The organism is Curtobacterium sp. MCBD17_021 (genome assembly GCF_003234525.1).
Classification (GTDB): domain Bacteria; phylum Actinomycetota; class Actinomycetes; order Actinomycetales; family Microbacteriaceae; genus Curtobacterium.
Map to the genome: position 1 here is coordinate 25,588 of NZ_QKTS01000005.1, position 25,443 is coordinate 51,030.

Annotated in this window: 41 protein-coding genes and 1 tRNA gene; all 42 read right to left on the reverse strand. The window is 67.9% G+C overall.

The annotated features are described in order from the left end of the window. Nucleotides 1-29 precede the first annotated feature (29 nt). Nucleotides 30-356 (reverse strand): hypothetical protein, encoded by a 327-nt coding sequence (locus tag DEI83_RS06210; RefSeq protein WP_111080930.1) that lies wholly within the window; start codon nt 354-356, stop codon nt 30-32. After that, a complete protein-coding gene (locus DEI83_RS06215) occupies nt 356-1,375 on the reverse strand; it encodes a major capsid protein (RefSeq protein WP_111080931.1) in 1,020 nt (339 codons plus the stop codon). The genes DEI83_RS06210 and DEI83_RS06215 overlap by 1 nt, the downstream gene beginning before the upstream one ends. A gap of 11 nt (nt 1,376-1,386) precedes the next feature. Beyond that, nucleotides 1,387-1,767 carry a head decoration protein gene (locus tag DEI83_RS06220; protein WP_111080932.1) on the reverse strand — a complete coding sequence of 127 codons (381 nt, stop codon included), beginning with the start codon at nt 1,765-1,767 and terminating at the stop codon, nt 1,387-1,389. A gap of 51 nt (nt 1,768-1,818) precedes the next feature. Continuing rightward, complete coding sequence (locus DEI83_RS06225) at nt 1,819-2,448, reverse strand: hypothetical protein (protein WP_146243248.1); 630 nt, start codon at nt 2,446-2,448, stop codon at nt 1,819-1,821. Nucleotides 2,449-2,534: 86 nt separating this feature from the next. After that, the gene (locus DEI83_RS06230; protein ID WP_146243249.1) at nt 2,535-3,578 is read right to left on the reverse strand and encodes a hypothetical protein; all 1,044 of its coding nucleotides are present in this window, start codon (nt 3,576-3,578) and stop codon (nt 2,535-2,537) included. After that, nucleotides 3,562-4,977: a phage portal protein gene (locus tag DEI83_RS06235; RefSeq protein WP_111080935.1), complete on the reverse strand. Its 1,416-nt coding sequence runs from the start codon at nt 4,975-4,977 to the stop codon at nt 3,562-3,564. The genes DEI83_RS06230 and DEI83_RS06235 overlap by 17 nt, the downstream gene beginning before the upstream one ends. 15 nt (nt 4,978-4,992) lie before the next feature. Then, nucleotides 4,993-6,609 (reverse strand): terminase large subunit domain-containing protein, encoded by a 1,617-nt coding sequence (locus tag DEI83_RS06240; protein ID WP_220036757.1) that lies wholly within the window; start codon nt 6,607-6,609, stop codon nt 4,993-4,995. Further along, entirely contained in the window at nt 6,609-7,046 is a 438-nt protein-coding gene (locus DEI83_RS06245) for a hypothetical protein (protein ID WP_111080937.1), read from the reverse strand. Before DEI83_RS06245 ends, DEI83_RS06240 begins: the two co-directional genes overlap by 1 nt. 106 nt (nt 7,047-7,152) lie before the next feature. Further along, on the reverse strand, nt 7,153-7,689 hold the full coding sequence (locus tag DEI83_RS16400) for an HNH endonuclease (protein ID WP_375334653.1): 537 nt from the start codon (nt 7,687-7,689) through the stop codon (nt 7,153-7,155). Between the two features lie 854 nt (nt 7,690-8,543). Next, nucleotides 8,544-8,840 carry a hypothetical protein gene (locus DEI83_RS06260; protein WP_111080939.1) on the reverse strand — a complete coding sequence of 99 codons (297 nt, stop codon included), beginning with the start codon at nt 8,838-8,840 and terminating at the stop codon, nt 8,544-8,546. Between the two features lie 352 nt (nt 8,841-9,192). After that, a tRNA-Trp gene (locus tag DEI83_RS06265) sits at nt 9,193-9,264 on the reverse strand. Between the two features lie 211 nt (nt 9,265-9,475). Further along, nucleotides 9,476-9,715: a hypothetical protein gene (locus DEI83_RS06270; RefSeq protein ID WP_146243250.1), complete on the reverse strand. Its 240-nt coding sequence runs from the start codon at nt 9,713-9,715 to the stop codon at nt 9,476-9,478. Between the two features lie 258 nt (nt 9,716-9,973). Next, nucleotides 9,974-10,159, reverse strand: coding sequence for a hypothetical protein (locus DEI83_RS06280; protein WP_111080942.1), 186 nt, complete (start codon nt 10,157-10,159; stop codon nt 9,974-9,976). Continuing rightward, the gene (locus DEI83_RS06285) at nt 10,159-10,500 is read right to left on the reverse strand and encodes a hypothetical protein (protein ID WP_111080943.1); all 342 of its coding nucleotides are present in this window, start codon (nt 10,498-10,500) and stop codon (nt 10,159-10,161) included. Before DEI83_RS06285 ends, DEI83_RS06280 begins: the two co-directional genes overlap by 1 nt. Continuing rightward, entirely contained in the window at nt 10,457-10,681 is a 225-nt protein-coding gene (locus tag DEI83_RS15845) for a hypothetical protein (RefSeq protein WP_181431094.1), read from the reverse strand. Before DEI83_RS15845 ends, DEI83_RS06285 begins: the two co-directional genes overlap by 44 nt. Then, a complete protein-coding gene (locus DEI83_RS15850; protein WP_181431095.1) occupies nt 10,678-10,833 on the reverse strand; it encodes a hypothetical protein in 156 nt (51 codons plus the stop codon). Before DEI83_RS15850 ends, DEI83_RS15845 begins: the two co-directional genes overlap by 4 nt. Continuing rightward, complete coding sequence (locus tag DEI83_RS06290; protein ID WP_111080944.1) at nt 10,830-11,030, reverse strand: hypothetical protein; 201 nt, start codon at nt 11,028-11,030, stop codon at nt 10,830-10,832. Before DEI83_RS06290 ends, DEI83_RS15850 begins: the two co-directional genes overlap by 4 nt. A gap of 138 nt (nt 11,031-11,168) precedes the next feature. Further along, nucleotides 11,169-11,486: a hypothetical protein gene (locus DEI83_RS06295; RefSeq protein WP_146243251.1), complete on the reverse strand. Its 318-nt coding sequence runs from the start codon at nt 11,484-11,486 to the stop codon at nt 11,169-11,171. Beyond that, on the reverse strand, nt 11,479-12,438 hold the full coding sequence (locus DEI83_RS06300) for a hypothetical protein (RefSeq protein WP_111080946.1): 960 nt from the start codon (nt 12,436-12,438) through the stop codon (nt 11,479-11,481). Before DEI83_RS06300 ends, DEI83_RS06295 begins: the two co-directional genes overlap by 8 nt. Then, a complete protein-coding gene (locus DEI83_RS06305) occupies nt 12,435-13,214 on the reverse strand; it encodes a hypothetical protein (RefSeq protein ID WP_111080947.1) in 780 nt (259 codons plus the stop codon). Before DEI83_RS06305 ends, DEI83_RS06300 begins: the two co-directional genes overlap by 4 nt. An 80-nt stretch (nt 13,215-13,294) precedes the next feature. After that, the gene (locus tag DEI83_RS06310) at nt 13,295-14,473 is read right to left on the reverse strand and encodes an RtcB family protein (RefSeq protein WP_111080948.1); all 1,179 of its coding nucleotides are present in this window, start codon (nt 14,471-14,473) and stop codon (nt 13,295-13,297) included. A 13-nt stretch (nt 14,474-14,486) separates the two neighbouring features. Then, on the reverse strand, nt 14,487-14,993 hold the full coding sequence (locus tag DEI83_RS06315; protein WP_111080949.1) for a single-stranded DNA-binding protein: 507 nt from the start codon (nt 14,991-14,993) through the stop codon (nt 14,487-14,489). Next, nucleotides 14,993-15,196, reverse strand: coding sequence for a hypothetical protein (locus DEI83_RS06320; RefSeq protein WP_111080950.1), 204 nt, complete (start codon nt 15,194-15,196; stop codon nt 14,993-14,995). The genes DEI83_RS06315 and DEI83_RS06320 overlap by 1 nt, the downstream gene beginning before the upstream one ends. Then, entirely contained in the window at nt 15,193-15,537 is a 345-nt protein-coding gene (locus DEI83_RS06325; protein WP_258371078.1) for a glutaredoxin family protein, read from the reverse strand. The genes DEI83_RS06320 and DEI83_RS06325 overlap by 4 nt, the downstream gene beginning before the upstream one ends. Continuing rightward, nucleotides 15,534-15,851, reverse strand: coding sequence for a hypothetical protein (locus tag DEI83_RS06330; protein ID WP_146243252.1), 318 nt, complete (start codon nt 15,849-15,851; stop codon nt 15,534-15,536). The genes DEI83_RS06325 and DEI83_RS06330 overlap by 4 nt, the downstream gene beginning before the upstream one ends. After that, nucleotides 15,848-16,201: a hypothetical protein gene (locus DEI83_RS06335; protein WP_111080953.1), complete on the reverse strand. Its 354-nt coding sequence runs from the start codon at nt 16,199-16,201 to the stop codon at nt 15,848-15,850. Before DEI83_RS06335 ends, DEI83_RS06330 begins: the two co-directional genes overlap by 4 nt. Next, nucleotides 16,198-16,470 (reverse strand): hypothetical protein, encoded by a 273-nt coding sequence (locus tag DEI83_RS06340; protein WP_111080954.1) that lies wholly within the window; start codon nt 16,468-16,470, stop codon nt 16,198-16,200. The genes DEI83_RS06335 and DEI83_RS06340 overlap by 4 nt, the downstream gene beginning before the upstream one ends. Further along, the gene (locus DEI83_RS06345; RefSeq protein ID WP_146243253.1) at nt 16,467-16,706 is read right to left on the reverse strand and encodes a hypothetical protein; all 240 of its coding nucleotides are present in this window, start codon (nt 16,704-16,706) and stop codon (nt 16,467-16,469) included. The genes DEI83_RS06340 and DEI83_RS06345 overlap by 4 nt, the downstream gene beginning before the upstream one ends. Before the next feature lie 886 nt (nt 16,707-17,592). After that, a complete protein-coding gene (locus DEI83_RS06355; RefSeq protein WP_111080957.1) occupies nt 17,593-18,024 on the reverse strand; it encodes a hypothetical protein in 432 nt (143 codons plus the stop codon). After that, complete coding sequence (locus DEI83_RS06360; protein WP_111080958.1) at nt 18,021-18,428, reverse strand: HNH endonuclease; 408 nt, start codon at nt 18,426-18,428, stop codon at nt 18,021-18,023. Before DEI83_RS06360 ends, DEI83_RS06355 begins: the two co-directional genes overlap by 4 nt. Beyond that, nucleotides 18,425-20,146 carry a DEAD/DEAH box helicase gene (locus DEI83_RS06365; protein WP_111080959.1) on the reverse strand — a complete coding sequence of 574 codons (1,722 nt, stop codon included), beginning with the start codon at nt 20,144-20,146 and terminating at the stop codon, nt 18,425-18,427. The genes DEI83_RS06360 and DEI83_RS06365 overlap by 4 nt, the downstream gene beginning before the upstream one ends. Next, complete coding sequence (locus tag DEI83_RS06370) at nt 20,143-20,502, reverse strand: hypothetical protein (RefSeq protein ID WP_111080960.1); 360 nt, start codon at nt 20,500-20,502, stop codon at nt 20,143-20,145. Before DEI83_RS06370 ends, DEI83_RS06365 begins: the two co-directional genes overlap by 4 nt. After that, nucleotides 20,499-20,684 (reverse strand): hypothetical protein, encoded by a 186-nt coding sequence (locus DEI83_RS06375; RefSeq protein WP_111080961.1) that lies wholly within the window; start codon nt 20,682-20,684, stop codon nt 20,499-20,501. Before DEI83_RS06375 ends, DEI83_RS06370 begins: the two co-directional genes overlap by 4 nt. After that, nucleotides 20,681-21,202 (reverse strand): DNA N-6-adenine-methyltransferase, encoded by a 522-nt coding sequence (locus tag DEI83_RS06380; protein ID WP_111080962.1) that lies wholly within the window; start codon nt 21,200-21,202, stop codon nt 20,681-20,683. Before DEI83_RS06380 ends, DEI83_RS06375 begins: the two co-directional genes overlap by 4 nt. 187 nt (nt 21,203-21,389) lie before the next feature. Beyond that, nucleotides 21,390-21,761 (reverse strand): hypothetical protein, encoded by a 372-nt coding sequence (locus DEI83_RS06390; RefSeq protein ID WP_111080964.1) that lies wholly within the window; start codon nt 21,759-21,761, stop codon nt 21,390-21,392. Beyond that, nucleotides 21,745-22,710, reverse strand: coding sequence for a hypothetical protein (locus DEI83_RS06395; RefSeq protein ID WP_111080965.1), 966 nt, complete (start codon nt 22,708-22,710; stop codon nt 21,745-21,747). The genes DEI83_RS06390 and DEI83_RS06395 overlap by 17 nt, the downstream gene beginning before the upstream one ends. Beyond that, on the reverse strand, nt 22,707-23,096 hold the full coding sequence (locus tag DEI83_RS06400; RefSeq protein WP_111080966.1) for a hypothetical protein: 390 nt from the start codon (nt 23,094-23,096) through the stop codon (nt 22,707-22,709). The genes DEI83_RS06395 and DEI83_RS06400 overlap by 4 nt, the downstream gene beginning before the upstream one ends. Then, nucleotides 23,093-23,932, reverse strand: coding sequence for a PD-(D/E)XK nuclease-like domain-containing protein (locus DEI83_RS06405; RefSeq protein WP_181431096.1), 840 nt, complete (start codon nt 23,930-23,932; stop codon nt 23,093-23,095). The genes DEI83_RS06400 and DEI83_RS06405 overlap by 4 nt, the downstream gene beginning before the upstream one ends. Then, complete coding sequence (locus DEI83_RS15855; RefSeq protein ID WP_181431097.1) at nt 23,929-24,129, reverse strand: hypothetical protein; 201 nt, start codon at nt 24,127-24,129, stop codon at nt 23,929-23,931. The genes DEI83_RS06405 and DEI83_RS15855 overlap by 4 nt, the downstream gene beginning before the upstream one ends. Beyond that, the gene (locus DEI83_RS15860) at nt 24,126-24,617 is read right to left on the reverse strand and encodes a hypothetical protein (protein ID WP_181431098.1); all 492 of its coding nucleotides are present in this window, start codon (nt 24,615-24,617) and stop codon (nt 24,126-24,128) included. The genes DEI83_RS15855 and DEI83_RS15860 overlap by 4 nt, the downstream gene beginning before the upstream one ends. Beyond that, on the reverse strand, nt 24,614-25,036 hold the full coding sequence (locus DEI83_RS06410; RefSeq protein WP_111080968.1) for a hypothetical protein: 423 nt from the start codon (nt 25,034-25,036) through the stop codon (nt 24,614-24,616). The genes DEI83_RS15860 and DEI83_RS06410 overlap by 4 nt, the downstream gene beginning before the upstream one ends. Then, nucleotides 25,033-25,194, reverse strand: coding sequence for a hypothetical protein (locus DEI83_RS15865; RefSeq protein ID WP_181431099.1), 162 nt, complete (start codon nt 25,192-25,194; stop codon nt 25,033-25,035). The genes DEI83_RS06410 and DEI83_RS15865 overlap by 4 nt, the downstream gene beginning before the upstream one ends. Between the last annotated feature and the right edge of the window lie 249 nt (nt 25,195-25,443).

Consider the following 25,443-nt stretch of genomic DNA (forward strand, 5'->3'; position numbering starts at 1 on the left):
GGAGCACCGGTGACCCGCCAGGGTGAGCGTCAGGCCTGAGCGGCCTTGTGCTCGTCGACGAGCTTGATCACGTCGTCACGGGACGCGTCGTCGGGGACCTCGATGCCGAGGCCCTTCGCGTACGGCGCCCAGACGGCGAGGCCAGACCCCTTCCCGGAGCGGGAGGGCTCGTTGACCTCGTCCTCGCTCAGGTCGCCGTCGGGGTTCTCGTCCTCGAACACGGGCGCGTCGCCGGCCCAGACGTTCGGGTTCGAGATCTTCCGCGCCGCCCAGTCGGGCACCTCCGAGCCCGGCTCGAACGTGTGCGGAGCACCGTTCTCGTCGTGCACGGTGACGAACACCTTCGTGGCGGTCATCAGATGACCACCGCCTGGAAGGTGAGGTCCGGGTTCGCGAGGACCGGCAGCGCGATCGCTGCGGCCTTCGTCCACACCGCGACCGGGTCGAACGTGTGGTACGTGCCCGCGACGATGCCGGGCTCGTTGCCGGCGAGGTCGTAGTCCTCTTCCAGCGACTCGGCCGTGGTGCCCCAGAGCGTCCCGCCGAGCTGCGTGTCGCCGACGGCGGGCAGCATGAGGAAGTTGTTCTCGGGGATGACACGGGTGGCGACGCCGTTGACGGCGATCTGCGCGTCGTTGAGCACGATGGGCGGCAGACCGTAGGCCTGCAGGATCGTGTTCAGCACCAGCGGACTGATGATCGACGGGGTCACGCCGTTCGCGGCCGCGAGGCCCCGGACCTCCTGCGACCGCAGGATGTTCGACAGCACCGTCTGGGACGTGAGGAAGGCGCCCGGCGTCTTGCCGCCGTTGTTCTTCCGGTACGTGGTGACCCAGGCGATGATGTCCGCGATCGGCGTCGCAGTGGCCGAGTTCGACCAGAGCGCTGCCGGCGCGACGCCGGTGTGCGCAGCCCGACGCCCGAAGTCGACGTTCGCGATGACGCCGTCCTCGTTCAGGGAGACCTGCGCGGCGGACAGCGCTGAACCGCGAGCGAGCTCGAGGCGCGCGGCGACGGCGGTCACCATGTTGACGGTGTCGTCGAACAGGCCACCCCGGATCGACTCGTCGGCCTTCCGCTGACGCAGCCGGTCGTACTCACCGAGTCGGATCTTCCGCGACACGGGCGGCAGGTCGCCGGTCACCCGGACGGTGCCCGGCCGGCGGCCGATCGACGCCTCCGCGTCGTAGCTGCGGAACGTCGCCGCGTCCGCCAGGCCGACCCCTCCGCGGTTGAAGCGGTACTGCAGGTCGTCGACCGGGCTGGACGGCAGGAACGCCGAGAGGGTGAACTGGTTCTGCTCGAGGTCGACGAGCGCCTCACGCGCGAAGCCGGTCAGTTCCGCCGGCTGGATGTAGTCGGTGTTGATCTGCATCGTGGGTCTCCTTAGACGTACTGGATGCGGCCCGCGACGTCAGCCACACCGGCGTCGTCGATGGCGAACGGGAGGCGGGAGCGGTTGATGCGCCCGTGGACGAGGACGGCGCCGATGACGTCGCCTCGCGCCTTCACCGAGGTGAAGAGGTGACCGACGAGCGTCTGGCGGCCGTCGGTGGCGGTGTCGTCGTAGAGGCCGTACTTGCCCGACGCGGTCACCTTGCCCAGCGCCGTACCGGAGGGCAGGTCGCCGTTCGGGTAATGCGTACCCGCGACGAAGCCCTTCGTCAGGTCGACGGTTCCGCTGATAGCAGCGTCCGTGCCGTGGGCCGAGTCCAGCCAGGTCTGGTCGTCCTGGCCGAACGTCTCAACTCGAGGAGTGAGATCCATGGTTGGTGCTCCTTCCAGAGCGCTCAAGCCCGAAGCACGGTTGCTGCGGGGCTAGTTCTTCTTGGGATGCCGCTTCTCCCACTCGGCACGGCCGGCGTCGAGGCCGGAGGGTGCGTTGCCGCCACCGCCGCCCTGTCCGGGTACGCGGCCGGAGCCGCGGGTGAGCGCGAGGATCGCGTCCGCCTGCTTCTCGAGCTCTTCCTTCGTGGTCGCGGTCAGCAGGGGCAGCTGCTCCTTGGCGATGCCCTTGTCGAGCGCGACGTCCTTCCGGGCGAGCTCGGTCTGCGTCTCGGTCAGCTGCGTCTGCGTCTGCGTCGCGGTCGTCTCCGCCGCGGTGACGCGCTGCTCGAACTGCTGCAGCTGCGCGGTAACGTCAGCGGGCTGGCCCGACCCGGCGCCGGACTGCTGCAGACGGTCGAACTGCTCGGCCTTCGACTTCAGCGAGTCGAAGTCCTTGTAGCGCTCGTTCAGCGATGCTTCCTGGCGCTGCAGCCGTGCCGTGATGATCCGGTCGAGCTCCTCCTGGGACTCCGGCGCCTTGTAGCCGGTTCCGCCGCCCGCGCCCGAACCGCCCGTGGGGTCGTTCGGGTCGTCGACGAAGCGGATGCCCATGAGGTCGAGACGGCTCAGCTTGCGCGGGCCGTAGCAGGTGGGAGAGATGGTCGTTGCGATTCCGGACATGGGGTCCGTGCCCTTTCTGTTCCGTGAGCCCGTCGGCGTGACCGCACATGCGCTGCGCGTGGGCGCTTCCACCAGGAGGTGGGAAGTCAGTTGAGGTACCCGTACTGCCCGAGCAGGCGGCGCATCTTCTCGGCGTCACCGCCGGCCATCTGGACGATGGTCTCGGGCATCAGGCGCGGGTTGACGGTCCGTCGGTACCGGTCCCGCGGACCCTTCGTGAACTCCGACTGTCGGCGAGCCTCAGCCCGCCCGTAGGCGCCGCGGATGGTCGTGCCCTCACTGGTGGTGAAGACCTTGATTCGGTCGCCGTTCGCGTCGTAGCCGAGCGGAGCCTTGATGCCCGACCGGCGTTCCGTAAGTCCCCCAGGACCCACAGCGCCGCGTCGAGCGTTGACGATCGCCGTCGGGTCGGCTCCGTTGCGGATGGCCTCGGCGCCGGCATTGGTGAAGACCCGGTTCTGCTCCTGCAGCGACAGTGAATCGAAGTACTCGTCCGCCGACCGGTAGAAGCCCTTCGGGATCGGCGCGTCCCAGGATGGCAGTGGGCAGGCGGTGCAATGGCAGTTGTTGTGCCGCTCGAACGCCTTCGCGGCCGACGCCGTGCCTGCAAGGATCGCGCACCGGGAGCATGCTCCCGGCGAGATGACGCGGATGTACCGCGTGATCTGCTTGCCGACCATCGACACGCGGTCGGACTGCCGTCCCGCGTCGGCGATCGCGGACTGCACGACCGTCGCGAGGAACTGCGCCCCACCCTCGAACGCTCGTGCAGGCGGCATGCCAGCACCGATGAGCGTCTTCGTGTGCGTCACCGCGCCGAACATCGCCGGCCCGACCTCGCGACCGTCGATCATCACGCCCGTGAACGCGTCCGGGTTGACCGACGCGCGTCCCGCAACAGCGCCCTGGGCGGACACGGCGTCGTCGACGAACGCGTCCGACCGGGATGCGGCGACGCGCTGCGCCTCCGACACCTGGTCCACGAGGGCCGGCGCGATGACGTTCCACGAAGCGTCCAAGTAGTCGAGATCCGCGGCCCGCCACGTCGTCGCCGCACGGTTGACGGTGTCGTACGCGAGCGCGATCCGCGACAGCTGGTGCGCTCGAGCTACTTCATACGGAGTCGACACCATTCACTCCTGCCGCTGCTCGTTCAGCGTCAGCAGCAGCGCGAACGGACGCCGCGAGCGTGGCGTCGTTCGCGGTGGCGTCGGCGGCCGCCATGCGGTCACGTTGCCCCTGCGTGTAGCCGAGGTCCTCGCGAGCCTGGTCGACGGTGATGATCGATCGACCGGACGTGTCCTTCGCCTGCACGAGCTTCACGGTGCCGTCGGCTTTCTGCGCGAACGTCGGCGTCGCCGGATCGCCCCACATGGTCTCGATCTGCCGTGCGTTCTCCGTGTCCGGCTTGCCCTGCGTCAGCAGGACGAGCCGCTGCACACGCTCCCACCGGGTGGACAGGACCGACTGCTTCCGCTCGGCACGCTTGACGAGCTGCGACTCCGACGAACGGATCGCGTCCGCCGACGCCGGGTTGTCACCGACGAACGGCAGGTAGTGCGCCGGCAGGCCGAGCATCATGAACGCGAATTGCACGAGCAGCTTCGCGGTGGAGTGGAAGTTGTCGAGGTTCGCCTCGGGGAACTGCCCGAAGCTTGCCTTCTCGTTCGTGACGCCCCAGATGCGGCCGGCGATCATCTCGAAGGTGCTGAGCGCTTCCCCGTTCTCGCCGACGAAGTCGTCCTCTGCGAGCCCCGTCGCCCACCGTCGCGGCATGGCATGGAACTCACCGGACACCATCATGTCGGTGAGAATCTTGTTCAGCGCCTCAGTCGGACTGAGGAGGTCGTGGAACACGCTCCGGCCGAGCCGCTGGTCGGACCGACGTGAGACCTGTCGGCCGAGGATCCGCGGGTCGTTGATGAGCGGCACGAGCCGCGGGAGCTCGAAGGTGTTCTCCTCCGGCTTCCCGTCCGTCGTCCACTCGTTCGACTTCGGCTTCCGCACCCAGGTCACACGCCCGTTGGGGTGGAAGACGTTGATCCAGCGGGAGCCGTCCTCTTCCGTCCACTGCGTCAGCCCGTACCGCACGTTGTGCGTCCGCGGGTCGTCCTCATGGATTGCGTCGAACGCCGACTGGCCGGTGATGAGCGGCACGTCGTCGTCCCCCTCGCCCACGAGGACGTAGGAGCGGCTAATCGCGAGGCTGTCGCGGTGCACCTGCTGGGAGAGCATGTCGCCGTCGTTGTGCTGCCACACCGACCACAGGTCCTCGTCGCCGGAGTCGACGCCCGGGAACCGGAACCCCTCGATGTCGAGGCGGTTCTCGTACACGTCGGTCGTGTACCGCGGCAGGTTGATCAGCAGGTCCACGAGACGCGTGCCGATCTGCTCCCGCACCTCAGGAGCGAGGTACTTCAGCCCCTGCTCACCCTCGAAGTAGTCGTCGTACCGCGTCAGAAACCGACGCTCACGAGCGAGCTTCTTCAGCAGCCGATCACGGATCGCTTCGGGGTTCTCGATAGCCACGAGGACTCCCTTCGTTCACCGCCAGACGCGGACCTTGCTCTTCGTGGGGGGCTTCCACCCGTCAGCGATCGCGTCGGCTCGCGCTTCGTACGCCAGGGAGGCGCCGACGACGGAGTCGATCTTGCGTTCGCTGTTCGGGTTCTCTTTGCCGATCAGCCGATGCGGGCCGCGCTTCTTCACGTACGCATTGCGGAAGTGCTCCATGAACACCGGATCGCCCGAGTGCCACGCCTGCCCGGTCTTCAGGTCGACGTGCAGCCGGTCGAGCGCCGCCGCCATGGGGACGTACCTGCTCGTCGCCCAGGGCACGACGGTCTCGCCGAACTCCTGCTCGATCGCCTCGATGTCGGTCCGCCACTCGTGCGGGTCCGCGTAGAGACGAGCGACCGTGTAGTCCTTGAACGCCTGCCGGATCGCTTCGAGCACCTCCGAGCGAGGCACTTCCCACCACATCCCGGCGGGGCCTGTCGGCTTCGCCCAGATGCCCAGCGGGAACAGGAATCCGTCCGACATGCGGCAGCCGATGAGGACCGTCGAGTCGTCGTTCAGGCTGCCGTCGAAGCCAAGCGCGATCGCTTCGCCGGCCGGCACCTCGACGGAGGGCCGCTCACGCGGGTCTTCCTCGGTGGCTTCCTGCGTCGCGTCCTGCTTCTCGACGATCGCAGCCGGGATCCACGCGTCCTGCGACGACAGCGGCCGGTTCAGGTAGTACCTGGCGGCCGTCTCCTCGTCCGGGCACTTCCGTGGGTCGTTCATGTCCCGCCACTTGCGGTCCATGTCCTGCCACGGCACCGAAGCGCCGTACACGTAGTTCAGCTGCTTGATCGTGTGCTCGTAGTTGGCGATGTCGATCTTGCCCTTGGCTTCGCGGTGATCCACGAGCACCCGAGCCGACAGCTCCTTCTTCCGCCAGGCGGTCAGCGTGTCCTCGAACACGCTCATCTCGCCCGGCCGGTACGCCGTCGACGTCTGCAGCAGCCACGGCTCAGCCTGCTTGCGCTTGGAGAGGTTCCGAGACATCGTCTCGAACATCCGCTTGAGCTCCTTGAGCACGTAGAGGTGCGTCTCGTCCGCGACGGCGAACGTCTCCTTGCCGCCGTCCTTCGACGCAGCACCAGACGTCACCGCAGCGATGTACCCGCCGTCGGGCAGGTAGATCGTCGTCGCGGCGTGCACCTGACGGATGCCGCCCGAGCCCGCGTACACCTCGGGCAGGTTCTGCATGCCCCAGTTGACGATGAACGCCGCGTTCTCGAACGTGTTGCCCGCCTGCGACTCCTCCGTCGCCATGCACTTGATGATCGGCGACGTCACTCGCCGGCCGACCGGCTGCCCGTCCTCATCCCAGTGGTCGAACCGGCACTCGCCGTACGCCTCCCACACGACGATGAAGCCGGCGATCTCCGACTTCGCTCGCCCCTTCGGACGCGACAGGACGCCCTCGTCGTAGACGCGGCGCCCAGTCTCCGGATCGAGCCGGTACATCTCGATGATGAAGTCGGCCATCTCGTCGTCGACCTCGACGGGCGTGCCCTCGATGTCACCGGGACCGTGCACCATGCACTGCTCGATGAAGTCCACCGCCGCATAGCCGAGGGAGCAGACCTGACCCTCGAACAGCGGCGCGAACATCAGCTACCGCCTGCCGCCCTCGCTCGAGCACGGTCAAGGCTCGACACCCGAGCCGTGCCGGAGGGGGCGTAGCTACCCCGTGCCCCGCCGCGCGCCTGCGGCTTCTTGCCCGTGGCGACGTCAGGGATGCGGAGCGCCGCGATCAACTGCTTGAACACGTTCGCCTGCTGACGAGCTTCGGACAGGACGCCGTCGACCGTCAGGTTGATCGTCGCGACGCCGTCGTCATCGACCACATGCGGCATGCGGAAGTGCAGGAGCGGGACGACACCCTTGCCGTTGATCACATCGTTCAGACCGTCGAGGCGATCAGCGATGCGGCACGCTTCCTCGAGCACCAACGTCTGTGCCGGGTCGAACTCGTGCAGCTCGTGGAGGTCAGACCAGAGGGCCTGACCCTTCTCGCCGAGACCATTCGGAGCGGGCACAGCAGCCATCAGGGCCTCCCATCTCGGAACTTTTCAGCTTGTGGACTGCGAGGTTCCTCCCCGGCGGTCCATGTATCAGGCCTTGTACCGGGTACCTCCCCACCCCTTTGACGCCTCAGACCGGGGTCTGAGTGAGCGTGAGGGGTGGTTTCGCGCCCTTCTTCGCGTTGCAAGCGAAGTGTGAGCACTGCACGTTGTCCCTGGTGTGGGTTCCGCCCTGGCTGAGGGGCTGCCTGTGGTCAAGGCTGGCGCTCATCGGGTCGGGCCATGCGAGGGTTCGGTCGACTGGTAGTCCGCAGATGCCGCAGGTCCAACCGTCACGGTCGTAGATGCTGACTTCGTAGATGGTCTCGCTGTGGGTGGAGCCTCGCTTGTTCGCGTGGCGCTTCTTCCAGTTGGCTCGGCGTCGCGGGCCCCATTGGCTCGACGGGCTGTTGCCCTTCCCGTTCGCGCGTTCCCACTGGCGGTAGTGCATGCTGCATCGCTCACGTGCCCGGACGGGGCGTTCGCAGTCTGACTCGGTGCACTGCGACGTGGTGCTGTTGCGATGTGCTCGGTGGTTGCAGGTGTTGGAGCAGAACTTCGCGCGTGCGTTGCGCTCGTTCGGGATGCTGTTGCTACAGCCCGGGGCTTGGCAGGTACGCTCAGTCATGTCGACTCCTTCACACGAGTCGGTAAAGCCCCGGGCTGTTAGCGCAGCGCCGGGGCGTTCTCTCTGTCTGGAGTCAGTGGTGGGATGCGCGGCCGGCGGCGCTGACGTTGCAGCGTGCGTGGCTCGGGCCGAGGTATCCGGTGCGGTCGTCGTTGTGGTCGAGGTGCCACGCCTCACCGACGTGGATGTACGCGTCGCAGCGTGCGCACGTCACGGTGCCTGCTGCTACTCGCGGTGCCCACTCACGTCGGAGCCTGTCGTGTTCCGCTCCGTACCCACGTGACTGCCGTGACCCTCGTGCTTGGTCGTGTGCTCGTGCGTGAACGGGGCAGCGGCCGGAGGTGGGGATGAGTGTCGGACAGCCTGGCTTGGAGCAGACGCGCACGTCAGGCTGTCTGCTTTTCGGCGCCGCACATGCGGCAGTACCACCAGCCGAAGCCGGAGGGGTGCAGTCGCCACAGGTGGAGGCCGAGGAGGCAGCGGAGAGGGCGGCAGGGCCAGGGCAGCAGGTACTCGACTGTGGTGCGCATGCTGCCCTCCTCGTCAGTACCGGTCTTCGAGCGGTTCGTACACGGCGTTGACCGCAGCGACGAGCGCGGCTGGTGCCGGTTCGTGCTGCGGTTCGGGGCGACGGTTGCTCCGCGTCCTGTGGGCGCTGCTGTCGTCAGGCTGCGTTGCGTGCGGCACGGTTCGCCTCGTGGCGTTCACGGCGCCGAGCGCCACGCTTGATGCTGCTGCGGACGCACGCGCGCTGCAGGTACGCGACGTACCGACGTCCGTACCGGCTGAACGCGTCCGACTCTGCAGCGGTAAGGCGTTGACGGTGTCCCATGCCCATGCTGCTGCCCCCTTCGTCAGAGGTGACGCTGTCGTGCCCAGTCGGCGAGGCCAGCACCGACGGAGAGCATCTGGCCGAAGGGGGTGAACACGTACCGTCCGCCGGCGTTGCTGCGCTCGAACTCGACGTTCGTCCACTCGACCGCAGCGACCCAGCCTTGGATGTAGGGCGGGTCGTTGGGGTACTCGTCCTCGGTGTGGATGCGCGCGAGGTCAGCAAACGCGGTGGCGGCGCGGTCTCGCGCCTCGTCATATCGGGCGCGGCGTTCGTCGTCCCACGTCATGTAGCCGCCGGAGATGGGCTCGTCGTTCATGCCGTCTCCGTTCGTGGTGTGCGAGGACGCAGGTGCGTCTCGGCGCAGGGGGCGTACGCCGTCGTGGATCGTCCTTCGCGGCCCGATGGCTTCCGCGTTGACGTCCCCGCAAGTGGTCGGCCGTCCTCGTCCGGGGTCCGCATGCCAGCGCGGCTTCCCTCGGGGGTCTCGGCCTGAGTGGGTTCCTCGTGCTCGCGCCGCGTGCGGTAGGTCGCGGTGCGGCCAGTCCCAGAGCGAGGTGCAGGACAGGCGGCAGATGCGGGGCTCGGTGCGTGTCGGCGGGCACGAGGAAGAGTGGGAAGCGTCTGCCGAGCAGACGCCGTGTCGTTCGACCCGCTGGGCCGTCGACTCGCAGAGGTGGCAGGGTTCGAACCTGCAGCCGGCGGTGTTGGAGACCGCTGCTCTTCCAGTTGAGCTACACCCCATCGTGGCCGTATGCGTCTCCGGCGAACGAGCTCGTGTGCAGTGCGCGTCGTCGTGGTCGGCGCCGGTACCCGATCCGCTCCTCGGGGCACTGGTGTGCTGAAACGACGAAAGGCCCCGCCGAAGCGGGGCCCTTCTCGTAGAAGCACGAAAGGCAAGCAGTTTGTCACCACTTGCCTACGGCTCAACCGTATTGGCGGCCTCAGATTGTGTCAAGCACCCCACATTGGCGTGTCGACCCTGACGCGTACGTCCGGCCTGATTTGCACCTTCGCGGGCTGCGTGCCGATCGAACCGGCGCCGACTGCGTACGACTGGATGACGACGTCCTTCGCGTGCAGATCGCTCCGCAGCTGATCGAGCTCGTCGGCAGCAGCGTTGAGGCGCTTGGCTACGTCTGGGAACCCCGGGGCGAGAACGCGCGCGTCACGTCGTAGCGCGTCGGTGTTCACAGGTTTGCTCATAGCGCGTCCGCCTTCCAGCAGGTGCACCGCGGCGCGTAGGGGTAGGTGGTTCCGAAGTAGGCGCCCCGGTCTGACACGGGGCAGTGATTGTCGTGCGGCGCATTCGCGATCACGCTCCGGACGCGGTCGAGCTCATCAGCCGATGCGATGACAGCGCGTTGCAGAAGCATGACCCCACGAGCAAACGCAGTGTCGCTGTCTGCCTCGAAATTGACGCTCTTCCGTAGCGCGTCCGTGTGCACCGGGTCAGTCATCGGACGCCTCCAGCACCTCTCGGGTTGCCGCTTCCACCTGCTGCGCGACGTAGACAAGGCCTGAGTACGTCAGGCGCAGATCGTCCCTCACGCCGTCGCGTCGCGCCTCAGCACGCCCCTCGTACCACCAATCGAGCAGCCGCTTACGGTCGTCCCAATCGAACATCTGGTCACTCATTACGGTCCTCCTGGGTGCGGTGCGTCGAGCGAGCGACGTCCACGGCTCGCCTGGGTACTGCCGCGCTTCAGACTCCGGGGTTCGGTCTCGGCGGTGAGTATGGTGCGCAAGTCGCGCGCTGCGCAGATGTACCCGTCGTTGAACGCTTTCGTCATGCCGCCGTCGACAACGAACGCGGAATCGGCCCAGTCCTGCACCGCTTCGAGTTGGTCGGCGGCGGCACGGAGCATGACGGCGGTCTCGCGGTGAGCTTCGGCATCCTTGAGGAGCACTCCGTACTGGGCGGCGGTGTCGTGGTCAGCTGCGCGCCGGCGCATCTGCTCCGGGTCGGGGGCGGTCATCGTTCGGCTCCTTTCGTGGGACTTCGGTGAAACTGGCGATGATGAATCCGGTGGCGGCAAGGATGGCGACGAAGATCATCGCTGCCCACCGTGGGTCACCCGTCCAGATGCAGAGCGTCGCCAAGGTGACAGCAGTGACGGCGCCGATGAGGAGTCCGATGCGGGACAGGGTGCCCGTCACGAGAACACACCGTCTTCGCCACGTCCGGCGATGATCTCCTCAGCCCGGTCCGCGATGCGGCGCAGTGCCGCGTTGGACAGGGACGTGAACTGGTCGGTGATGATGTGCTCACGACGGAGCGATCGGGGCGGGGGCTGCTCTTCCATGTTCATGCTTCCTCCTCGGGGTCTAGCCAGATGTCGACCCAGTGGCCGTGTTCGTCGGTGCTGGCGAGTTCGGCGCCAGCGATGCGGGGCGCGTCGGGGTGCTCTTCGAGGTACGCCTTCATCGCGATGTCCTGCGGTTCGGGACCTTCCGTTTTCGGGTCGAGGCGGTAGGTCACGCGATCCCACGGGCTGTCAGCGGACATCGGCCTCCTCCTCGTAGGCGATGTCGTGGGCGGGCCAGTACGGGTACCGCCATGGGGACGGCCCAGCAGCCGGGGTGACTGCTGGGCCGTTGTTCGTTGCCTCGTCGAGCATGGCGCGACGGAGAGTGTCGGCGTCGGTCATCCGCCTTCGCCCTTCCCGCCGGGTACGTGCAGCCAGGGCTTCAGCGCGAACTTCGGCCAGTCCGGCGTGAACCACGGGCGACGGTGGGCAGCTGGGTACTCGACCGTCCATGCTCGGCACTCGTGGTTGCAGCCGCCCGGGTCTTCGACGGCGCAGACGGCGAGCGTGTAGTGCTCGTGGTCGGGGCCCTCCGCGATCGTGCCGAGCATGTTGTGCCGGCACGTCGTGTGTGGGCAGGGGCCTTGCACCGGGTGGGGGTGATGCCCGTTGTACCAGCGCACCTCGCCCGGGTGGCTGAGGTGCGGCTCACCCACGGTCGCCCTCCTCCGGTGTCGCGGGCGGCGGGGTGACGTCGCGGATCGTGGACGGGTCGATGTGGTCGTCCGAGGCGCGAACTCCCGACGCAGATACCGCGCCGAGCGCGGTACGGAACCACAACTCATCGTCGGTCTCACCCCAGATTCGCCCCGTGAACGTCGTGCCCGGTGCCATGTCGGCGATGCTCACCGGCTCGGCGGGCGATCGGCCGACCTGCTTGGACTCGAGCAGCGACCGCATGTCGCGGAACAGTCGCCAGCGGTCCTCCGGCTCGCACTCGCCGTCGCCGTTGTCGTAGTGGTCCATCACGGCGATGACTGCCCGAAGGGGCACCATCGGCTCGGCGGGGAGGCCGCCCGCAAACTCGACGCCGCAACCCGCGCCGCATTGATGTAGCCCCTCGTGCCCGCCGTCGAGGAGGCAGATGCACGCATCGTCTTCGTCCTGGTACTCCTCGTGCGGCCATGCCTTCCGCCCGCACGGCTCGGCGGTCGGGGTCGGCTGCGGGAACAGGGCGAGCACGGCGTCGGCCATCTGTAGGTAGATTGCCTGCCCGCCCGGGCCGAGGTCAGTGAACCGAGCGACAGGTCGCACGACCGCGTAGGCCTCCGCCGCGATCTGCTCGCGCGTCGGCGGCTGCACGGTCGCGTAGTGCGCTTCGATCCGCTTGACGAGCGTGGGCAGGTCGTCGAAGTCGAGGTGCGTGCCGCGAGCTTCGTCCGTGTACCAGGTGGTGAGGACCGTCTCGAGGGACGGCTCACTGCTGTCACTTCCGTCAGTGACATGAGTGCCCGCACTGATGGGACTGACGACGCGGTCGGCGCGGGCGTCCAGCCACGACGCCCACTCCTCGCAGTCCGGAGCGACTGGGTCGTGCATCGCACGTGCGTCGGCTGCTGCCTGTCGGAGCGCCCGCGCTGCCTCGGCGCGCTCGTTGTGGTCGATCATGCGGTCCTCCCGTACTTGGCGAGCAGTTGCGCCTTGACGCGTTCGGAGACGCGCATCTGCTTCGCTGCTGCGTTGTCGCCGATCGTCTGTCGGCTGGCGTTGTAGGCGCGGACGTACGCCTGGTACTCGTCCGCGGTGAACTGGCGGCCGCACTGGGTGCACGCTGCCGTCTCCGCAGCGTCTGCCGTCTCGGGCGGGTACACGGCGACGCGGCCGCCGTCGGTCGGGCAGGGCAGCGGCGACCAGTACGACTGCCGCTTCGTGGGCCACCGGGACTTTATGGTCCACACGTTGCGGAGCTCGTCGGACATGTACTCGACGTCCCCGGTCTGGTCCTGCCAGCAGATGTCCTCGAGGTGCGCGATCAGCCAGGTCGCCATGACGGACACGGCTTGGCGGGCGTCGCCGGGGGTGGTGTTCGCAGGCAGGCCGACGACGCGTCCTTCCGCGTTCGTCCACGCGTTCTTCGCGGCGCCGGGTGCCTGCCGGCGGAGGCGTCCGGCCCATAGGCGGACGAACATGACGAGGCTGCCGTAGAGGGTGTTCGCGTCGTTGAACGCGGTCGTGTTGAACGGCAGCGGGGCGTCCTTCGTGCCGGACACTTCGTCGTCGCCGCGGGTGGCGACGGTGATCATCGACACGACGTGTTCGGTGAGGTCGGCGCTGGTCTCGAGCGCTCTCTTCATCGCTTCGTAGTACGGCTCGGAGAAGTGGCCGCGGGTGGCGAACTCGTCCGGGTTGTCGTGCGCGATGCGGGCGGTGGTGGGTGTGGTCATGTGCTCGCTCCTGGGGCAGAACGCGAGAGCGCCGGCCCCGTGGTGGTGGGGTCGGCGCTCTCGCGGATGGGTGGTGCTGGTCAGTCGCCCTTGACGTTGACGATCTGACGGAGGGTGTGGACGACCTCGACGAGGTCGGAGGCGTCGTGCATGACGACGTCGATGGGCTTGTACGCGCCGGGGATCTCGTCGAGGAACGCGTCCGTGTCGCGGTACTCGATGCCGACCATCGCCTCGCGCAGCTGCTCGTGCGTGAACGTCCGACGGGCTGCCGAACGGCTGTATTGCCGGCCGGCGCCGTGCGGGGAACTGTTCAACGCGAGCGCGTTGCCGCGGCCCCGGACGACGTAGGACTTGTCGCCCATCGACCCCGGGATTAGGCCGAGCGTGCCCTCCGACGCGTCGATCGCGCCCTTCCGGGACAGCCACACGTCCTTGCCCCAGTGGCGCTCCTCAGCGGTGTAGTTGTGGTGGCAGTTCACCTTTTCGGACACCTCGACGGCGACGCCGGTCAAGAGTTCGACCTGGGCGACGACGCGGTGCATCATCTCCTCGCGGTTGAGGAGCGCGAAATGCTGCGCCCACCGGAGCTCGGCGATGTACCGGTCGAACTCGGCGGTGCCTTCGACGAGGTACGCGAGGTCGGGGTCCTCGAGTCGGATGTAGTTCCGTGCGGCGTAGCCCTGGGCGACCTTGATGTGGTGCTGCGCGATCTTGTTGCCGACGCCGCGGCTGCCCGAGTGCAGGAACAGCCAGACCCGGTCTTCCTCGTCGACGCTGACCTCGATGAAGTGGTTCCCGGAGCCGAGCGTGCCCAGCTGCAGTCGCCAGTTCGGCGCGTAGGTGGCCGGATCGAAGCCGGCGGCGGCTGCCAGGTCCTCGAGCTCGGCGATACGGGGAGTGGCCGAGTCCGCGATCTTCTGGTTGTACTTGCCTGCGGAGAGCGGGACACGCGCTTCGATGCTCTGGCGCAGGTAGCTGAGGTCGCCGCCGAGCATTTCCCGGAACTCACCTTCGCTGTGCTGCGTGCGGAGCGCGATCATGCCGCAGCCGATGTCGACTCCGACTGCAGCGGGGATGATCGCGCCGACGGTCGGGATGACGGACCCGACGGTCGCGCCCTTCCCGAGGTGCGCGTCCGGCATGAGGGCGACGTGTGGGTGGATGAACGGCATGCGAGACAAGCGCTCGGCCTGCTCACGGGTGTTCGGTTCGAGGATGCTGGCCCAGTTCATGAGCCGCTTGGTGATCTGTTCCATGGGTCTCGTTCTCCTAGAAGGGGGTCTCGTCGTTGTACTCGTTGCCCGGCGTGCTCCACACGTCGTTCTGCTGCGTGCCCGGCTGTGCGGTGTTCCACGCCGGGTCGGTCTGATTACCCGCCGGAGCGCCAGTCGTACCGCCACGGCCGCCCTGGCCCTGCGCCCGGGTGACCTGCGCGGTCGCGAAGCGGAGCGAAGGGCCGATCTCGTCGACCTCGAGCTCGATGCTCGTGCGGGTCACGCCCTCACGGTCCTGGTAGCTGCGCTGCCGTAGGCGGCCCTGCGCGATGACGCGGGAACCCTTCGTGAGACTGCCCGCGACGTGCTCAGCGAAGTCACGCCAGACCGACGCGCGGAGGAACAGGGCGTCCCCGTCCTTCCACTCGTTCGTCTGCCGGTCGAACACCTTCGGAGTGGCAGCGATGGTGAAGTTCGCCACCGCCAGCCCGTTCTGCGTGTACCGCAGTTCCGGATCCGCGGTCAGGTTGCCGACCACGGTGATCACGGTCTCGCCGGACATCAGCGCCGACCTCCCGTGCCCGCGATCACGGCCATCGCGATCACGAACACGACGATCGCAAGTCCCGTCGAGATCCAGAGCGGTGAGAGGACCCACCACCAGGACCACGCGATGGCGCCGGTGAGCTTCAGGACGATGAAGACGATGGTGAGCAGCCCGACGAAGCCGACGCCGCTGCTCTTGGACTGGGTGGTGGCGCTCATGCTGCTGCCCCGAGGTGCTTGTCGAGTTCGAACGGGTTGAAGCCGGACCAGTGCTGCTCGTCGCCGGGCGTGCCGTTGGACACGACGACGACGGGTGCCTGCTGGTGGCCGAGGGCCTTCGCGGCGGCGAGGTTCGCCTCGGTGGTGATGTCGTCCACCTCGAAGGGGATGTCCCGGTTGTTGAGCCATCGCTTGGTGGCGTCGCACGCCTGGCAGTTCGGCTTCGTGTAGACCCGGACGGTGCGGGTCGGGGTGGGGCTGGTCATGCGTTCTCCTGGTTCGTTGAGGGGGTGCAGCGGGCTGCTGCGGGCGATTAGGTGGGCGAGGGTGCGGCGGGTCATGCGTTGATGCGTGCGCACTCGTCGCAGTCGCACTCGTCGTCCGAGTCGGAGTGGATCCAGTCGACTGCTGCGACGGAGAGCGACCCGGAGCCGTACGGGTCGAGGGTGATCTGCACGAAGTGCTCTCCGGTGCAGAGCACGGTGTCCATGTCGCGACCGCGTCCGGGGCGGGTCTCGTCCCGGTAAGTGGTGAGCCACCAGGGATGTGATTCGGACCAGTCGGGCATCGACTCGACACCGTGCTCGTCGCGCGCTCGGGTGACCATTTGGGCGAGAGCCAGCCGCTGTTTCGCGGTCGGCTCCGGCTTGCTCACGACGTCATCCGCTCGTCGGCGGCGATGATCGCGGCGGCGATGCGCTCGGCGTAGGTGAAGCCCGGGTATGACTTGAATCCCTGAGCAAGTCCCCCGGCCGTTGCGGCCAACAAGCCATCGATCGCGTCGAGGAGGTCGGGGTTGCCCGCGGTGCCGACGACCAGGCGGGCGTCCTCGCTGGTGACGTCCGACGCGACATAGAACTCGGCGCGTTCCATGTCGCCGTCGATGGTTCCGAGGTTCTTGCTGCTCGGGACCATGTAGGCAAAGTGCCACCGCCCCTCGCGGGCTTCCTTGCGCCACTTCCCGAGCACGTCGCGGGCCTGCTGGATGATGCTGCTGTCGGTCATGCTGCGTCTCCTGTCCGCGCGTTGCCGCGCTGTCTGTTCCTGACCTGGTTCGCACGCCACCGCCGTGACGCGGCGACAAGCTCCATGCGTCGTTCCAGCGCCATCTCGTCAGCGACCGGGGACGGGATTGCGGCCGCCGCCCGCAGACGAGTGGCGTGTGCTGCGTGCTGCTCCCGCATCCGCCGGTCGTCAGGGCTGCCCGGTAGTTCCCGGAGCAGCTGCTGCTTGTCGATGCCGGCGATGAACGCCCACCACGTGTCGTCGGTCATGACGCGCTCCTCAGGTCACGTTCGGACATCCACTGCAGGTCCTCGGCGACGTACATGCCCTGCACGTCGCCCTGGTTCCGAGCAGCGGCGACCACGTACGCGTCGACGTCCTTCACCTCACCGGTCGCCCGGTTCGTGATCGCCTCGATGAGGACCACCGAAGCAGCCGGCGACAACGGGCCGACGGGCTTCACTGCTCGTGCGAGGAGACCGTGCAACCGAGGCAGGTCACGCACACCAGCAGCGGTCGCTCGTTCTCTGACTGATGCCTCGAACTCGTTGTCCGTCCTCAACGCGACAACGTCACCTACTGGACGGACTTCTGGTTCGTGAGTCATGTCCAGTCCAGGGGTCGGGACGGGATCGGGACGGGACGGGACGGGGTGTTCGGACACCGGATCACGTCCGGCCGGTGTCCCACTGGGACTCCGCTTGGACTGCCGTTGGGATGCCTTCCGGACTCGCTCCGCCTCCCGATCAGCCATCACCTTCTCCCTGCTCGGGTTGTAGGCGAGGAAGTCGTGGATCGAGACGCCGCCCTTCGGGGCCGGCCTGCACTGATCCCGGGGGCTGTCACATCGGTCACCGTGGTGATGCCACAGCCCCACACGGACGAGCTCTGCGACGTCGACGTCGCGGGCGTCGAGCTCGTCGAGTTCGTGCTCCTCGATCACCCCATCGGTGAGTGCCCGTACCGCGTAGTTCGCGGCAAGCACCCACAGGCCGACGCACTGCTGCCGGCGCTTTCGTGGGATGCGGATGACCTTCTGGGAGACGCCGAACTGGTCGTCGATCTTCTGCCACACCATCAGGTCCCTCTCCCTTCTGCAGCGCGGAGTTCAATCCGCGGTCGTTGGTCGTCGGGGTCCTGCTCGAGGAGTCCCTTGTGGCGGCCGCACTGGCACTCGCCGATGACTCGGCGGTGGCACTCGGCGGAGGTGCACTTCCCGGTAACTCCGGACACAGCACCGCACGTGAGTTCCACGTCGGAGAGACGCACGAACACGACGTCGGCGCCGTCCCTGGTGACCGTCACGGACAGGGGCGGTTCGAACTCCGGCGGCACGAACAGCGACAGCCGCTCGAGCGTCCCGCGGGCGGAGAACGTGTACCCGACATCCATCAGTCGTGCAGCAGGCGCCGTTGCTCGCGCACCCGCTCCATCACCGACTCCGGCGGTGCCCAGTACCCGAGCGCACCAGTCGCCGGCACCGGCTCCCGGTACTGCACCGGGTCGGACAGCACCCAGTGGTGCAGGGGCCCGTCCTTGAAGTCGACCTCCGCACTGCCTGGACGGAACCCGCCCAGATCACGGCAGTCCAGACGGGTGCACCCGGCGGCGCTGTGCGACCCGAGGATCGTCACCTCACCGACGATCGCGCCCATCGGGTCCGTCACCGTCGAGGCGATCTCCTTGAAGTGGTCGTGCACGGCGGCGCCGGCGTGGATGAGGATCTTCCCCCGGTAGTACGTCGGCCGGGTCCGGTTCTCGACGAGCTTCCGGCCGGTCACGATCTGCCCCGCGTACGGAGGCCTCACGGTCAGTGCTTTCACGGCAGGACTCCTTCCATGCGCTTGCGCGCTTCGTCTTCGCTGATCTCGTGCACGCCGCCGACGTCGTCGAGCAGCGCCCAGCCCTTCCGGACGGTGTTGAGCGGCGTGCGGAAGTAGCGGCGGGTCGGCCACTCGCGCGGATCCGCCCAGCCGGGGACTGCCCATCCGTCGATCAGGGCGTCGCGGACCTCCGTTGTCTTCCAGCGGTGGCACGTCTCGCCGAGAACGCAGAGGTTCGAGGCGACGGTCAGGCCGCCCTGGGATCGGTTCTTGCGGTGGTCACGCTGTGGCGCACCGCACCAGCCGAGGCAGCGCTGGCAGAGCAGGTCGTCCCGGTCGTTGACGATGGCGTAGGCGCGCTTCTCGTCCGCAGCGGACGGCCGCGGCTCCTTCGGGCCGATCACTTCCGGCCTCGGTCCGACACGATGTCGAGGACATGCTTCGCTAGCGACTGGGCCCGTGATGTGTCCTGCACGCTGTTCGTGAACAGCTTCCCGTCGGGGCTGAGCAGCGGCTCCGCCTGGTTCCGCTTCACCTGCAGCGTCTCCATGATCGCCGGGTCGGATCCCTCTGTGCTGTTGAGGAAGTACGCGACCGGCGGCTCGTCAGACATGCCGTCGCGGCGGAGACGTCCGATCGCCTGTTCGTGCACCTGCGGCGACCAGTCGAGCTCTCCGAACACGGCAGTGCGGGAGGCCTTCTGCAGGCCGTCGACGCCGGCGCCGGAGCGGAGCGACATGATCAGGACGCGTGCGTCGCCGTTCACGAACGCGTCCTGCGCCTCGTCCTTCTGCTTCGGCGACTCGGTGCCGGTGTACATGGCGGGCTTGTAGCCGCTGAGCATGTCGTTCCAGATGTCGTAGACGGCCCGGTGCCAGCCGAAGAGGATGACCTTCTCCTCCGCTTCGAGCAGCAGCCGGACGAACTCGGCGACGTAGGGCGCCTTCGCGATCCCAGTCGCCTCACGCATCTTCCAGTCAAGCTCGCCGGCAGCGCGGAACTTGTCCTGCCTTGATGCGGTGTCGTCGAGGATGAGCCGGGCCATGGCCGCGGCGTCTCCTGCGACCGCTTCAAGTGCGGCGGAGTTCGCGTCGATGAACTGGGGAACCTTGATCGTCTGTGGCAGCTCCCGTCCGACCTCCTTGCGGGTGCGGCCGAGGAGCAACCCCTGCTCGCGGAGGTAGGAGCCGAGCGCGGCGGGGTCGCTGACGGACACGTGGTTGCCGTGCTGCGCACCCCACTCGCGGAGGAACTCATCGCGGGTGCCGAGGACTCCGGACGACAGGATGTCCATCAGGTTCCAGATCTCGCCGCCGTAGTTGTAGACCGGCGTCGCGGTGAGGCCGATCGCGTACTTCGCTTCGCGGGTGATCTGCGCGGCGGCGGTGCCCTTCATCGTCGACGTGCCGGCGCGGAGGTCCTGGAACTCGTCGAAGATCACTGTCTGCGGCCACCCCTGCAGGTGATGCGCCCAACCGGCGATGCGCGAGTACGGGACGATGAGGACATCGGGTCGGTCGCCTGCGATGAACGCCTCGCTCGGCTTCGTGTTCTTCGCCACCTCGAACGTCAGCATCGGGAACGCGTCCTGCAGCTCCGCCACCCAACGTGACGGCAAGTGCGTCGGCGGCACCACGACGGCAGGGAGAGCGTCGTCGTGCGCGAGGGCGAGCAGCCCGGTGAACGTCTTGCCGAGGCCCACCTCATCGGTGAGCAGCAGACGCCCCGACGCGCGGAGCAGGTCGATCGCGGTGAGCTGGTACTCGCGCGGCTCCTTCGCCGGCTGAACCGTGAGCGGAGCGTGCCGTTTGCCCGATGTCAGCGCCTCGACGATCTGCCGCTCACGGTCCGCGTGCCTGTCGGTCGCCGCGGTGAGCATGTGGGCGCTGCGGTCGTCCGCGGCATCGAGCGGCCAGCGGTCCATCATCCATGTGATGTCGCGGGCGGTCTCGTCGGTGGCGAGCATCAGCACACGGCCGGCGGTGGTGGAACGAGATCGGGCGAAGACGCGCTTCGCTCTCACTGCGACGGCCGGCTCGAGCTTCAGCGACCATGCGGGCTTGCCGTTCGTCCACTGGTGCCCAGTTGGGACGTATTCGTAGGTGCCGTAGGTGCGGGTCACAGGGCTGCTCCAATCAGGGAGACGAGATGGACCGGCTTCCCTTCGAGCTCCGTCGGGATCCGGTGGTGTTTGCTTCGGGAGGTGACGAGGATGAGCTCGTCGATCTCGGGGCACTTCGCGTACCGCTGCAGCTGGCGGACGACCGCGGCCCAGGAGCCGTCGATCTTCACCTCGACGCCGATGCCGGGGTTGGCGAAGAGATCGATGCGGGACCGGCCGTCCGATAGCCGGCGCTCACGCTCGGCCGGAATACCGGCGGCCATGAGCGCCGTCCGTATCGACTCCTGCAGGTCGTCCTCGGAAACGAACTGCAGCTGCGTCCGGTCGAGGACAGCGACGACGTCCGCGGCGTTCACCGTTCGTCCTCGAGGTGGCTCCATGTGGCAAGCAGATACCGCTTGGACACCTGCATGACGGTCTGGCCGATGCGCACGTCAACGAGCTCCTGCCCGTTCTCGGTGGACACGGCGACGACCTCGAGGAACGCGGACGGGTTCGCCTTGCTGACCATCCAGTCGCCGGGCTCGACGCTGCTCATGCCGCCACGGCGCGGGGATCGGCCCAGATGAGCAGGGCGCAGCCGAACGGCGGGCGGTCGCCCTTCGGGCTGATGGTGACGTTCGGGCGGTCGAAGCGCATCCGGCCAGGTAGGAACTCCACTGACAGCGGGGAGCCGTTGCGGTCGCGGTGCGGCTCTACGAGCTCCTGCCACCACTTCTGCTCGGGACGGTTGGCGGGCAGCAGCATCACGACGCCGCGACTGGTCGGCCACTCTGCCCAGGCCTTACTGACCCAGGCGTACAGGTTCGAGTAGGGCGGGTTGCACCACACTCGCTCGCCGGCCCACGACTGTCCGAGGCCGTCGTCCTCTCGGGTGAAGTAGCGCTCGCACTTCGCGTTGTGCGGCGCCGCGGCGACATCGAGAGTGAAGCCGCCGAAGCGCTCGTTCCACGGATCGAAGTACTCCCGATGGGTGCCGCGGTCGTCGACCTCGTCAAGCGCTCCGCGAAGGCCGGTCTGCTGCGGGTGGTTCTGCGCTCTGAAGCCAGCGAGCATCAGCCTCTCCTCTCGGTTCGAGTGGGCCGGCCGCGCCCGTAGGTGGGCAGCAGGCCGAGCCGCTTTCGGGTGCGGTGGATCATCGACTGCGATCGGCCGAGTTCCTGTGCGATGTGGGTGTCGCGGACGCCGGCTGCCCAGCGTTCGCGGACGATGGCGTCCTCCTCGGGGCGCATGGGCAGGTGCTTCACCGGTCGATGCCCTCGGTGATGAGCAGCTGCAGGCCGGCGGGCTGTTCGGGCCGGTACTCGATCTCCGGCATCCGCTTGTCCATCAGGGCCGGGGTGTCGTCCGGGACGAGTCCGGCGTCGACGAGCCCGTCGCAGGCGGCCTTCAACGTGGGTGTGATGTTGTCGGCATCTCGGCGGTGGCGTGTGTTCACGACCCAGACGAGCCGCACCGTGCACGTGCCGAGCGCGGGGATCCGCTGCTGCTTGGCGAGCAACGAAGAGGCGGCCCTGACCTTCTTGGTCATGGCCGCCTTCGGTGCCCAGTGGGACCAGCGCTGGTTCTCGGTCAGCGGTGGCCGTTCGAACGGCAGGTCAAGAGTCCACGGCATCGGGTCCTCGTCTCGCTTCCTGGTACGCGCCGCGGATGACGGCGAGGACCTGATCGGTGGCATGCGCTGCTCGAGCGGCTGAGCCGAGTGCGGTGATCGCGTCGACGTCGCCCTGCGTGTCGGCGAGCTCGGCGAGCCAGTCGCGTCCGGACTCGTCGACGAGGTCCGCTTCTTCCGTCACGGGGGTGGCGTAGGCGGAGCGCCCCGTCTCGACGTCGGCAAGGCCGAGGGCCCGCCAGAACGCGTCCATCGTGAAGCCGGGCCACTCGCGGGGCTCCTCGAGCTGCAGACGCACGGACCGGACCTTCGACAGCGTGTACGTGCCGCGGATCGGCATGTGCACGACGGCGTCGACGTCGTACGGGAGGCCCTTCTCGGCCTTCACCTTCCACACCTTGTCGCCGGTGGGGACTGTCTTCCCGGTGCGGGGGTCCTTCCCCATGGCGGCGACTTCCTCGTACCGGGCGGTGATGATCGCCGGGCCGTCGTGGAGGCGGAGGGCGTCGATGATGTCCCGCCAGTGCGCCTTGTGCTTGTTCCAGATGTCGACGCCGATCGTGGCGTCGCCGTCACCGCGGCGGCCGTTGCGAGCAGCACGCTGATTCGCGTCGAGCTGCGCGTTCTCGCTGATCGTGTCCCACACCTTCGTGCCGGAGTCGACGACGAGCAGCGTCGGCTTGTCACCCTTCGGCTCGGCGGCGATGTCGCGGACGATCTGCCGCAGCTGCCGGACGGTGCCGTCGTACTCGACGATGTCGAAGTCGGCGCCGGGGATGAGGCCGTACTCGTCGGGATCCTGCTCGCCGTGGCCGATCCAGTAGGTGCGGCCGATGAGGTCTGACGCTGACGCCTCCGCGGCGAGGAACGACTTCCCCGCGCCTTCCCCGCCGGCAGCGAGGAGCAGTGGCCACGACGGCCTGCCAGTGGGCTTTCGAGTAGCGATCGTCATGCGGTCGCTCCTTCCATGAATGGTGCCCACATGCGGCGCGTGTACTCGGCAGCCGGTTCGAGGAACGCCCGGACGGCGGCCTCGTCGGCCTCGGTCACGTACACGGTGTGGTCGAGGAGGATGCCCTTGCGCGGGAGCAGGTAGAACAGGCGGACGTAGTCGCGGTGGTCTTCGTCGGGGAACGTCTCGACGTCCTCGGCGCTGGGCTTGATCCAGTCGAAGCGGTAGAGCCAGTTGAGGCCGTCGATGGGTTGGCCCCAGCCGTCCGCGAACTCACCCCAGCTCTCCCACGTGTTCGAGTAACCGCTCTGCTGGGCGCCGGTGGCGAACCAGTTGGACTCTGGTCCGTAGTAGTCGTGCTCGGGATCCCACAGGTGCTGGGTCATGCGATGGCTCCTTCCTGGAACATCAACCACGTCGGGGGCTGGAGCGGATCGGGCCGCAGTGCATACCCGGGCCACTCGTCTGCGGCGGAACAGGCGGCGTAGATCTCGAGCGCCTGCCTGACCTTCATGCGGCCGATCTCCGCGAACTCACGGGCGAGCGGGTACACGCCGACGAGGTGGGGTGCGTCCGCTTCGACGACGACGAACTGCATGCGTGCGGTGAAGTCGCCGGTGGCGAGAGCCCAAGCTGCGAGGTACCACTCCTGCTGGATGTGGTAGCCGTGGTTGGCGACGGTGCGGGCGAACTCCTCCGGGGAGGCGACCTTTCCGCTGGTCTTCAGGTCGACGGCGATGGGGTCGTCGGCGGTGAAGTCGGGGAGGAAGTCGAACCTCGCTCTGGTGTCCACTCCGGTGTCGGGGTCGGTGGCGAACACGGACACTTCCGAGTTGCCGGGCTGCTCGAACAGGGCCCGGGCGACGGGGTGCGCGAGGACCGCTTCGGCCATCGCGTTCACCTGGTCGGCGACGGACGCCTTCACTGGGGTGTGGCCGGCCTCACGCTGCTCAGCGATCCACGCCTTCGCGGCCGCCGTCGAGGCGGCACCGTTCGATGCGAGGAGGTCGTCGGGGATCGCGACCGTATCAGCGCCGACCCCGAGGACCTTCGAGTGCACGGCAGTCCCGAGGTCGAACTCCCGCTTCGGGGGTTCCGGGTGGTCGCGGTCGTACCGGTACCTAGCGGGCGACTCGAGCAGCTTCCGTGCCTGAGTCGACGACAGTGCCGGGTGGCGGTGGTACTCCTGCTCGTCCAGGTCGAGCTCGATGCGGCCGGTCATGCGCCGACCGCCGCGACGATCATCATCGCGGGAGGGTTCTGCCCCTTGGCTAGGGCGGCTTCGACAAGGAGGCGCGATGCGAAGCGCTCCGCCATGTCGGGCGTCAAGTCGAGGTAGCTGCCCTCGGGGAGCGTGACGTGCACGTTCCCGTCGACGACGGTGACCTTCGCTGTCCCAGCGTGCTCGGTCGCGCTCATGCTGCGGCCTCCGTAACGTTCGCGGCTTTGCGCATGCATGTGGCGCACTCGAGCCGTCCGGCGACTTCGTAGGCCTGGTATTTGCCGTACCGGTTCTCGTGCTTGCCGCAGAGTGATCGGCGCGAGCCATCGTTGAACAGGTGAGCCTTGTCGTTGCGTCGTGCTCCGTAGCCGTCGTTGACGAGCCAGGTGTGGTCGGTGAGTTGAGGCCGGGCGGGGACGCCCCATGTCGGCGTGTGCGGGCACTTCTTCGTCAGCTCGGGGAGCGCGTCGCGGGGGTGAAGTTCCATGCGCGCGCCGAGCTTCTGGTCGCGCTTCGCCAACGCTGGGTCGGTCCCGTCGTTGAAGTGCTTCCACGCCTGGTCGGCGGTGAAGTCGGTACCGACGACCATCCAGCCCGCCACGCAGCCACACGGTGCGTAGTAGACCCAGTCGAGGTCCGCGGACGGGTAGAGCTTGCCCTCCACCTCGAGGTGCACGGCGCTCATGCGACGGCCTCCATTCGGGTGAAGGGGGCGTGCTTCGCGGCTTCCTCGTCGGTGAACCACCGGTCAGTACCGTGGGCGCTGTAGATGTCGAGCCACGGCTTCGTGGTCTCCGCCGCGGACCTGAACCAGGGCGTGCCGTTCGCTGCCTGGTAGACGCCCTGGACGGTCGGGATCGCGGCGCTTGTGACGGTCGGCTTCCGCAGCTGGAGTCTCGCTTCTGAAGCGGCGATGCGGCCTGCCTCCGCCTGGTCGAACGCACCGGGGGTGATCTCGATGCGCACCGGTTCCGCCGCGGCGAACTGCAGCCGCATCATCGCGATGAGCGCCTGCGTCCCCGCGGTCTGGTGGTTGCCGGCCTGGAAGTTGTGCTCGGCGGCGTCTCGCATCTCGGCGGCGAGCTCATACGAGTTGAGGGTCATCGCCCTTCCTTTCGTTCGTGTGCGGCGATGCCGACGACGGCACCCCAGATGGTGAGGACGACGGCGACGAGCGTCCACCCGTTGACGGTTGCGGGTGCGCAGAGTTGGCCGAGTCCGATGGTGAGCGCCAAGCCGAGGAGGACCAGCGCGCCCTTCACGACCACACCTGCTTCCGGCCCTCAGCGACACGCGACCAGAGCTGGCCGCGAACGCTGGCGTTGGCGTAAGCACAGCAGTCCCCGTCGAACCGGTGTGGCGGGAACCAGGTCCGGACGCAGCGGGTGCCGTACAGCACGATCGGGGCGGTCACAGCGTCGCTCCCGTGAACAGCAGCACCACGATCGTCAGCACGCCCACACCGGTCAGCGCGGTCACGGCGGCGATCGACACGTCCTCGAACGAGCGCT